This window comes from Vibrio sp. 10N.247.310.24 (genome assembly GCF_041467175.1).
Lineage (GTDB): Bacteria > Pseudomonadota > Gammaproteobacteria > Enterobacterales > Vibrionaceae > Vibrio > Vibrio tasmaniensis_A.
Genome location: NZ_JBFSUD010000017.1, coordinates 69,277 through 77,358, shown reverse-complemented (window position 1 = coordinate 77,358; position 8,082 = coordinate 69,277). Strand labels below are relative to the sequence as shown.

The window sequence follows — 8,082 nt, the reverse complement described above, 5'->3', positions numbered from 1 at the left end:
CGACCATAGCATTGTGGACCCACCTGATTCCATGCCGAACTCAGAAGTGAAACACAATAGCGCCGATGGTAGTGTGGGGCTTCCCCATGTGAGAGTAGGACATCGCCAGGCTTTAAATTAAATCTTTAGGTTGACCGACCTGGAGATATGGACGCTCACTTAGTGAGTTGACCACTGCGGAGTGGTAGTTCAGTTGGTTAGAATACCGGCCTGTCACGCCGGGGGTCGCGGGTTCGAGTCCCGTCCACTCCGCCACTTATAAGACAAAGCCCTAACAGAAATGTTAGGGCTTTTTCGTGTCTAGTGTTTTGGTTTGCGACCAATGAGTCCCGGTGCCTGCAACCCCAGCCGTTCCGCCATTTATTAGAAAGCCTAGTATTATGACTAGGCTTTCGTCGTTTCAGGGCTGTGAGTTTTTGTCTTCGACTACGATAATATCGCTACAGATTGAGAAGATTCGCTAGGAATAGTGAAGCTTTTTCACTTAAATATCTAAAGTCAGTAGATAACTCTCAAGCTATCCCAAAAATATCACTCTCGACATACACCAATTCCCTAATGACGACTAGTATAAAAACAGTGATCGTTTATTTGGAATTGTTATGAGGTTATTTTGTACATTGGCTCTTATCTTTTGTTCGTTTGTTGTATCTGCAACCTCGTGGGAAAAAGAGAAAAGCCCAACAAGAAATTCAACCTCATCCATAGGTAGTTACGCTAATGGTTGTCTTGATGGGGCGCAAGCTTTGCCAATTAATGGGCAAGGTTATCAGGTGATCCGCCCTCAGAGAGAGCGCTATTATGGCCACACAGAGTCAATTCAGTTTATTGAAAGGCTAGGTGTAACTACAAGCAAACAACTCAACACAAATCTATTGGTGGGTGATATTTCTCTGCCTCGTGGAGGGCGTTTTTCTTCGGATCATTCAAGTCACCAGACTGGTTTGGATATTGATATATGGTTAAGGCTCACTGATAAAAAACTTTCAGAGAATGAACTTGCCGTACCTAAGCCATTGAGCGTTGTCGATCTCACTAACTACAAATTGCGTGAATCGAATTGGACCGATGATCATTTTCAAGTGATTCGCTATGCAGCCAAAGACGAAAAAGTGGTGCGTATTTTTGTTCACCCAGTTATTAAGCACACCCTTTGTGAACAAGAAAACTCTGATGCCAATGGGAGAGCTTGGTTAGGTAAAATCAGGCCTTGGTGGGGACATCATTCTCATTTTCATGTTCGTTTAAAATGCCCTAAAGGCAGCTCAAACTGTATAGCTCAAGCAAGCCCTCCTAAAGGTGATGGTTGTGGAGATGAACTTGCAAGTTGGGCTCCAAAGACCATTCCCGTTCCTCCACCTAAAAAAGTCGCTAAAAGTAAGAAAAAAAAGAGAGTTAAAGTGATGCCAAGTCAATGTTTGGCCTTGATATCAAATAAGTAATCCTGTTCATCGAGAATTTTTGCAGTGGTAATGCCACTGGTTTTCTCGACTCTAAAACTGGAGAAATATCACACTTTTGTCTAGAGTTTATAAACACGAGATTAAGAACATCGTTTGATATCAATAAAACCAATAACGATATCAGCAAGGGCGACGATGACGAATTTGACAAGGTTTGGTCAGGGATTGAGTGTTTTTTGGGGTGAAAGATGCGGCTTATACGCAGTATGCGAAATCAGAGTCTGATGCCCGTCGATAGATAATTCAAGGATAAGACTATGACTATGATTTGTGCAAAGGAATTTTCCGAATGGTTAAGACATAGGTTCAACGCTGAAAGCTCGGGTATTTCTATTTCAAGAGCTGATATCAATCAGCTAACAGGCAGACAACGTTTAGACCCTAGCTTCGTAAATGATGTTCACTATGAATTAATGCAGTATGGAATGGCATTTGTGACTGATACCAGTAGAGAAAACTTCTATCTTGTTCCGATAGCTCAATCAATAAACTGGCGTGAACGGCTCGAATATCAATTTGAGAAAGAGATGTTCTGCAACATATATCCCATTGAAAAATCGGGTTAAAAAAAAGGTTCAACTTGATGATTAAGTTGAACCTTTTACCTTTTAGGTCAAGCCTTGAATAATGACAAACTTTTCTAATAATTCGTCGTCAGTTTCAATATGGTTCGGGTCAGTAATGATACATTTTGTAATCGGACATACTGACTGACATGTTGGCTTCTCATAGTGACCTTTACACTCAGTACATAAATCAGGATCGATTTCGAAGATACTGTCACCCATAGTGATTGCACCATTTGGGCATTCTGGGTCACACATATCGCAGTTTATGCACTTGTCAGTTATTAGTAGAGCCATTTATCTTTCCCAAGTAACCGTTATTTACCTGATGCGTTACGTGTATCTTGGCCTTCGCTCAAGTTACGCATTAGCAAGCCATACTCTAGATCGAGATCTGCTGGCACAGGAATAAATACGAAGTGACCGTTACCTTTTGCGTCGTCTACCGCTTCAGATTTACGGTTTTCCATCACTTCTAGTTTGAAAACAACGTTACCTTTTGGTGTCATCATTTCTAGGCTGTCACCAACTAGGAATTTGTTTTTCACTTCTACTTCAGCTAGGTCGCCACGGCGTTTTCCTGTGAATTCACCAACAAACTGTTGAGTATCAGAGATAGAGTAACCGTATTCGTAGTTTTGGTATGAGTCGTGAGTGTGACGACGTAGGAAGCCTTCAGTGTAGCCTCGGTGAGCTAGGCTCTCTAGCGTACCCATTAGGCTCTCATCAAATGGCTTACCTGCAACAGCATCATCGATAGCTTTACGGTAAACCTGTGCTGTACGTGCACAGTAGTAGAAAGACTTAGTACGGCCTTCAATCTTCAATGAATGAACACCCATCTTCGTTAGGCGCTCAACGTGTTGGATTGCGCGAAGGTCTTTAGAGTTCATGATGTAAGTACCATGCTCATCTTCAAACGCTGCCATTTTCTCTTCAGGTTTGTGTGATTCAGAAAGTAAAACGACTTCATCAGTTGGTTTACCAAGGCCTAGTGTGTTGTCAGGGCGCTCGTCTTGAACTTCAATACCTTGAGTTTCGACCTCTTGAATAGCAACGCCTGTAGGGTTAGCTTCAACGATCTGACCGTTTTCGTCTTCTTTTGCAGCTTCGGTCTTGTATTCCCAACGACAAGCGTTAGTACAAGTACCTTGGTTTGGATCGCGTTTGTTCATGTAGCCAGAAAGTAGACAACGACCAGAGTAAGCCATGCATAGAGCACCGTGAACAAAGATTTCTAGCTCTGTTTCTGGGCAGTGTTCGCGAATCTCTTCGATTTCTTCAAGAGATAGCTCACGAGATAGGATCACACGCTCAACGCCTTGAGTTGACCAGAACTTAACGGTCGCCCAGTTTACTGCGTTTGCTTGAACTGAAAGGTGGATCGGCATTTCAGGGAATGATTCACGTACCATCATGATAAGACCTGGATCTGACATGATAAGTGCGTCTGGGCCCATCTCAACAACTGGCTTAAGGTCGCGGATAAATGTTTTTAATTTAGAGTTGTGTGGCTGAATGTTACATACAACATATAACTTTTTGCCTTGAGCATGAGCTTCATCGATACCGATTTGTAGGTTTTCGTGATTGAACTCGTTGTTACGAACACGAAGGCTGTAACGTGGCTGGCCTGCGTATACTGCATCTGCGCCATAGGCGAATGCGTAACGCATGTTTTTAAGGCTTCCTGCCGGTGATAATAGTTCAGGTACAAATGGTTTTTGTGTAGTCATTGCTTCGTTCTCTAATCTGATCTCAAGTCAGGTTGATACCACCAAGTGATATCAAAGGGGCGCAAATTTTACGCTAAAATGAGTTTGGTTGATAGCCCTAAAGATAACAATGGTATTGTGAAGAGTGTTGTTAGGTGTTGATAAGCGGGGTGGAGAAGAAAACAAGCTCAGATATCGTCGATGCCTGAGCTTCAAATCGGAACAATTAAGCGTTAGGTTGAGTTAACCCGCCTAATGATTCGAATAGGTTTGGTAGGAAAACACTGAACTCACCACAAAGTAGAGAGAAGTCTGCATCAAAACGTGCAGCTTGATCTTCACGAGGAATATCGTCGTTCTCATCTTTTAGTTCATCACTGAATTTTAGACGCTTGATGCTGCCATCTTCAGCAAGAATGAACTCAATGCGATCTTGCCAGTTGATCAGAAGTTTAGTCACAACTTTATTGGCTTCGATGTGGTTCTTAATCTCATCAGCTTCTAGTTCTTGTTTCTTAACTCGAACAATACCGCCGTCTTCTTGGATTGATTTAAGCTCAGCTTCATCAAGCATGGTGATGCCTTTAGGCGTATCACCTGACTTAACCCATTCCGTTAACGTTGTTTCAATCGCTTGCTCTGGAATAGCTGGCACTACTGGCAAGCTACCCATTGTTTTACGTAGTAATGCTAGTACGTCTTCTGCTTTTTTGTAGCTGCTAGCATCAACAACAATAAAGCCTTCTTTCGGCATGATCAGCGCGTAAGTGAAGTTACTGCGGCTGAAAGCACGAGGAAGAAGATCGATGATGATGTCTTCTTTTAGGCTGTCTTTCTCTTTCTTTTTCAAAGGAGTACCAGACTCTGCCTCAAGCGTTTCTACTTTTGCATTCAATGAATCTTTGATCACAGAAGCTGGAAGCATTTTCTCTTCTTTCTTTGCACAGATGAGAATGCGGTTTTCTGATACGTGCGTCATCATATCGCCGTGTCTACCCATCGCATTTACCCAACCAAACTTCTGTTTGTCTTGGCTACCACATGGGGTAAAACGGAACTCTTCAAGTTGTTTCTCTAGCTGATCTGCGTTGAAGTCTATATCACGATTAAAGCGATAGACGAGGCAATTCTTAAACCACATAAATATTTCTCATACCTTTATCTGAAGACGCTCATCATAGGAGATTTCGATCCATTTGTCTTATACCTGCAATAAAAATTAAAAGTGAAATGTTTGAGACAGTTATATGAAAATTTGTTTTCAAAGGTCACAAAAGTGTCATAATTAAACCAGATAATGCAATGCGTTGATTAAATACTAAGGCTATTCAATTATGTCGAGAAGGATTCTGGTCGTTGAAGATGAAGCACCTATTCGTGAGATGTTGTGTTTTGTACTTGAACAAAAAGGCTACCAAGCAGTAGAGGCTGAAGATTACGATACAGCGGTAAACAAGCTATGTGAACCTTTCCCAGATCTAGTATTACTAGATTGGATGCTACCTGGTGGTAGCGGGATAAACTTTATCAAGCACATGAAGCGTGAAGAGTTAACTCGCAACATCCCAGTGGTGATGCTGACGGCTCGTGGTGAAGAAGAAGATAAGGTTCGCGGTTTAGAAGTTGGTGCTGACGACTACATTACCAAACCATTTTCGCCAAAAGAGTTGGTCGCTCGTCTGAAAGCGGTTATTCGCCGTGTAACACCAACGGCATTGGAAGATGTGATAGATGTTCAAGGGCTTAAATTAGACCCTGTATCTCACCGCGTTACCGCAAGTGAAGGTCCAGTTGATATGGGCCCAACCGAATTCAAAATGCTGCATTTCTTTATGACTCACCAAGAGCGAGTATACAGTCGAGAGCAACTGCTCAATAACGTTTGGGGTACCAACGTTTACGTTGAAGATCGTACGGTTGATGTTCATATTCGACGTTTACGCAAAGCACTTGAATCTGCTGGTCATGACAAATTAATTCAAACGGTTCGCGGCGCAGGCTACCGTTTTTCTACAAAGGCTTAACGTGGCTTCACTGCCCAGTTTATGGAGTCCTGAATGGTTGAGAAGTTAACCTGGAAAAAGCTGGCTTGGGAGCTGGCTTTTTTTTACGCACCTTGGATTATAGTCGGATGGATATTCGGTTATTTACCTTGGTTATTGCTGGCTGCAACAGTATTACAGTTAGCATGGCATCTACACTATCAAATGCGTTTGTCTGCTTGGTTGTGGGATGAAAAGCGGTTAACACCCCCTTCAGGTTCTGGAAACTGGGAGTCTCTGTTTAATGGTATCTATCGTATGCAGCAGAGACAGCGTCGTAAGCGCAAAGAATTGACCAACCTTATCCGCCGTTTCAGAAACGGTGCTGAATCCCTTCCCGATGCCGTTGTGGTGTTTCGCGGTGAAGGCAATATTGTTTGGTGCAACAAGCTTGCTCAGTATTTACTGGGTTTTCGCTGGCCAGACGATTCAGGTCAACCGATCTCTAACTTGATCCGCACGCCGGACTTCATCAAGTACCTTAATAAACAAGATTTCTCAGAGCCGTTAGAGATGCCTTCGCCACTTAATGTGGAGCGCATGCTTGAGCTTCGTATAGTACCGTATACCGAGGGCGAACACCTCATGGTAGTACGTGATGTTACTCAGCTAAAACAGCTAGAAGGCATGCGTCGTAACTTTTTCGCTAACGTTTCTCACGAGCTACGTACTCCAATGACCGTACTTCAGGGGTATCTTGAAATGACGGAAGATCCAGATATGGTCGTTGGGCCTATGTGGCCTAAGGCTCATGGTGTGATGACTGAGCAATTGAATCGCATGAACAGTTTGGTCAATCAGCTTCTTACTCTTTCTAAGATAGAAGCGGCGCCAATGCATGAATTGGATGAAGTGGTTAACGTTCCGGCGATGTTGGAAGTTCTTGAAAAAGAAGCCGCTAGTCTCAGTGGAGAGCGAGAACACAAGCTGGAATTTGATATTGATAAGAGCTTACGCGTATTAGCTGATGAAGATCAGTTAAGAAGTGCGATATCGAATCTGGTTTACAATGCAGTGAAATACACGCCGCCTGGTGCGACCGTAAAGGTTCGTTGGTATCAAACCAGTCAAGGTGCGTGTTTGGATGTGTCAGACACCGGAGACGGTATCGAACCACAACACTTGCATCGACTTACAGAGCGTTTCTATCGTGTTGATAAAGCACGCTCACGCGATACTGGGGGCAGTGGCCTAGGGTTAGCGATTGTGAAACATGCGCTTAGTCACCATGATTCACATTTAGAAATTCAAAGTGAAGTGGGTGTTGGTAGCCGATTCCATTTCACGCTACCTAGCCGATTGACAGTGTCATGAATTCCTTAATACGCCGGATGCGTTTCCCCATCAGTTCATTATTAGCATTAGCTTTGGTTACCCCTGTTCATGCCGAGCAAAGTGTCGATTCTCTTCCTGATTATTCTAAGGTTCCGGGTATTTCTGGCAGCTTGTTGTCTGTCGGTTCCGATACCTTAGCGGGAATGACAACGTTATGGGTTGAAGAGTTTAAGTCTTACTACCCGAACGTGAATGCTCAAGTTCAGGCTTCTGGTTCATCCACTGCACCTCCTGCATTAACGGAAGGTACTGCTCACCTTGGGCCTATGAGTCGTCCAATGCGCCTACGAGAAGTGGAAGCGTTCGAAAGGGAGCATGGCTATAAGCCGACGGCGCTTCGAGTTGCTATCGATGCGATTGGTCTTTTTGTGCATCGTGATAATCCTATCGAGGGGCTTAATTTTCGCGAAATTGACAGCATATTTTCGGAGACATTGCGCTGTGGCGCGACTAAGCCGCTAAACAATTGGCAAGATTTAGGTATCAGCCAGCCGTGGGCAAAACATAGATTCCAACTGTTCGGTCGTAATTCCGTTTCGGGAACCTACGGCTACTTCAAACAAAACGCATTATGTAGTGGCGACTTCAAGAACCGAGTCAATGAACAGCCAGGCTCAGCGTCGGTTGTACAGTCGGTCGCTTCATCAATCAGCGGGATAGGGTACTCAGGTATTGGTTATCGAGTGGCTGGTGTAAAGTTAATTCCTATTGCGGAGCATGGTTCTGATTACGTAGAGCCTACTCGAGCGAATATTTTAAGCGGAGATTACCCTCTATCGCGCTTTCTCTATGTGTATGTGAATAAACATCCAGATAAACCGCTTTCTCCTGTAGAGAGAGAGTTCCTCACTTTTGTATTCTCGAAGCAAGGGCAAGAACTGGTAGAGAAAGATGGCTATTTAGCGATACCGCCTGAGTTCGCGGAGCAAGAGTTGGCAAAAGTCGGGCTCTGATTGAGGCT

8 protein-coding genes, 1 tRNA gene and 1 rRNA gene are annotated in these 8,082 nt (G+C 43.7%); 7 read left to right on the top strand and 3 right to left on the bottom strand.

Translation table 11 applies throughout. The features are described from left to right. From rrf to AB6E08_RS08000, 4 genes are all read left to right on the top strand, one after another. Positions 1–111: ribosomal RNA gene (rrf, locus tag AB6E08_RS08015) — 5S ribosomal RNA — on the top strand; the annotation flags it as partial. 67 nt (positions 112–178) lie between these two features. Then, positions 179–255: transfer RNA gene (locus AB6E08_RS08010), tRNA-Asp, on the top strand. Positions 256–602: 347 nt separating this feature from the next. Continuing rightward, entirely contained in the window at positions 603–1,442 is an 840-nt protein-coding gene (gene mepA / locus AB6E08_RS08005) for a penicillin-insensitive murein endopeptidase (RefSeq protein ID WP_372065354.1), read from the top strand. Positions 1,443–1,720: 278 nt separating this feature from the next. Then, positions 1,721–2,029: a hypothetical protein gene (locus AB6E08_RS08000; RefSeq protein ID WP_009848260.1), complete on the top strand. Its 309-nt coding sequence runs from the start codon at positions 1,721–1,723 to the stop codon at positions 2,027–2,029. A gap of 42 nt (positions 2,030–2,071) precedes the next feature. On the opposite strand, the gene AB6E08_RS07995 is transcribed toward AB6E08_RS08000, so the two are convergent. The 3 genes from AB6E08_RS07995 to rdgC all read right to left on the bottom strand — a co-directional run bounded on the left by AB6E08_RS07995 (position 2,072) and on the right by rdgC (position 4,885). Next, positions 2,072–2,326 (bottom strand): YfhL family 4Fe-4S dicluster ferredoxin, encoded by a 255-nt coding sequence (locus AB6E08_RS07995; RefSeq protein ID WP_004735061.1) that lies wholly within the window; start codon positions 2,324–2,326, stop codon positions 2,072–2,074. Positions 2,327–2,346: 20 nt separating this feature from the next. After that, positions 2,347–3,765 carry a tRNA 5-hydroxyuridine modification protein YegQ gene (gene yegQ / locus AB6E08_RS07990; RefSeq protein WP_009848261.1) on the bottom strand — a complete coding sequence of 473 codons (1,419 nt, stop codon included), beginning with the start codon at positions 3,763–3,765 and terminating at the stop codon, positions 2,347–2,349. A gap of 205 nt (positions 3,766–3,970) precedes the next feature. After that, the gene (gene rdgC, locus AB6E08_RS07985; RefSeq protein WP_009848262.1) at positions 3,971–4,885 is read right to left on the bottom strand and encodes a recombination-associated protein RdgC; all 915 of its coding nucleotides are present in this window, start codon (positions 4,883–4,885) and stop codon (positions 3,971–3,973) included. Positions 4,886–5,078: 193 nt separating this feature from the next. Here rdgC and phoB point away from each other — a divergent pair, with 193 nt between their 5' ends. Genes phoB through AB6E08_RS07970 form a run of 3 tightly spaced genes read left to right on the top strand, consistent with a single transcriptional unit; the run spans position 5,079 to position 8,074 of the window. Next, complete coding sequence (gene phoB, locus AB6E08_RS07980; RefSeq protein ID WP_004735064.1) at positions 5,079–5,768, top strand: phosphate regulon transcriptional regulator PhoB; 690 nt, start codon at positions 5,079–5,081, stop codon at positions 5,766–5,768. Positions 5,769–5,801: 33 nt separating this feature from the next. After that, positions 5,802–7,100, top strand: a complete 1,299-nt coding sequence (phoR, locus tag AB6E08_RS07975) for a phosphate regulon sensor histidine kinase PhoR (protein WP_017106503.1) — start codon at positions 5,802–5,804, stop codon at positions 7,098–7,100. A 17-nt stretch (positions 7,101–7,117) separates the two neighbouring features. Further along, the gene (locus AB6E08_RS07970) at positions 7,118–8,074 is read left to right on the top strand and encodes a PstS family phosphate ABC transporter substrate-binding protein (protein ID WP_029223961.1); all 957 of its coding nucleotides are present in this window, start codon (positions 7,118–7,120) and stop codon (positions 8,072–8,074) included. Positions 8,075–8,082: the final 8 nt, after the last annotated feature.

Excerpts from the sequence above, each read along its gene's own strand:
- phoR (WP_017106503.1), top strand. The coding sequence starts at position 5,802 with ATGGTTGAGAAGTTAACCTGGAAAAAGCTGGCTTGGGAGCTGGCTTTT.
- yegQ (WP_009848261.1), bottom strand. The coding sequence starts at position 3,765 with ATGACTACACAAAAACCATTTGTACCTGAACTATTATCACCGGCAGGA.
- AB6E08_RS08000 (WP_009848260.1), top strand. The coding sequence starts at position 1,721 with ATGACTATGATTTGTGCAAAGGAATTTTCCGAATGGTTAAGACATAGG.
- phoB (WP_004735064.1), top strand. The coding sequence starts at position 5,079 with ATGTCGAGAAGGATTCTGGTCGTTGAAGATGAAGCACCTATTCGTGAG.
- AB6E08_RS07970 (WP_029223961.1), top strand. The coding sequence starts at position 7,118 with ATGCGTTTCCCCATCAGTTCATTATTAGCATTAGCTTTGGTTACCCCT.
- mepA (WP_372065354.1), top strand. The coding sequence starts at position 603 with ATGAGGTTATTTTGTACATTGGCTCTTATCTTTTGTTCGTTTGTTGTA.
- AB6E08_RS07995 (WP_004735061.1), bottom strand. The coding sequence starts at position 2,326 with ATGGCTCTACTAATAACTGACAAGTGCATAAACTGCGATATGTGTGAC.
- rdgC (WP_009848262.1), bottom strand. The coding sequence starts at position 4,885 with ATGTGGTTTAAGAATTGCCTCGTCTATCGCTTTAATCGTGATATAGAC.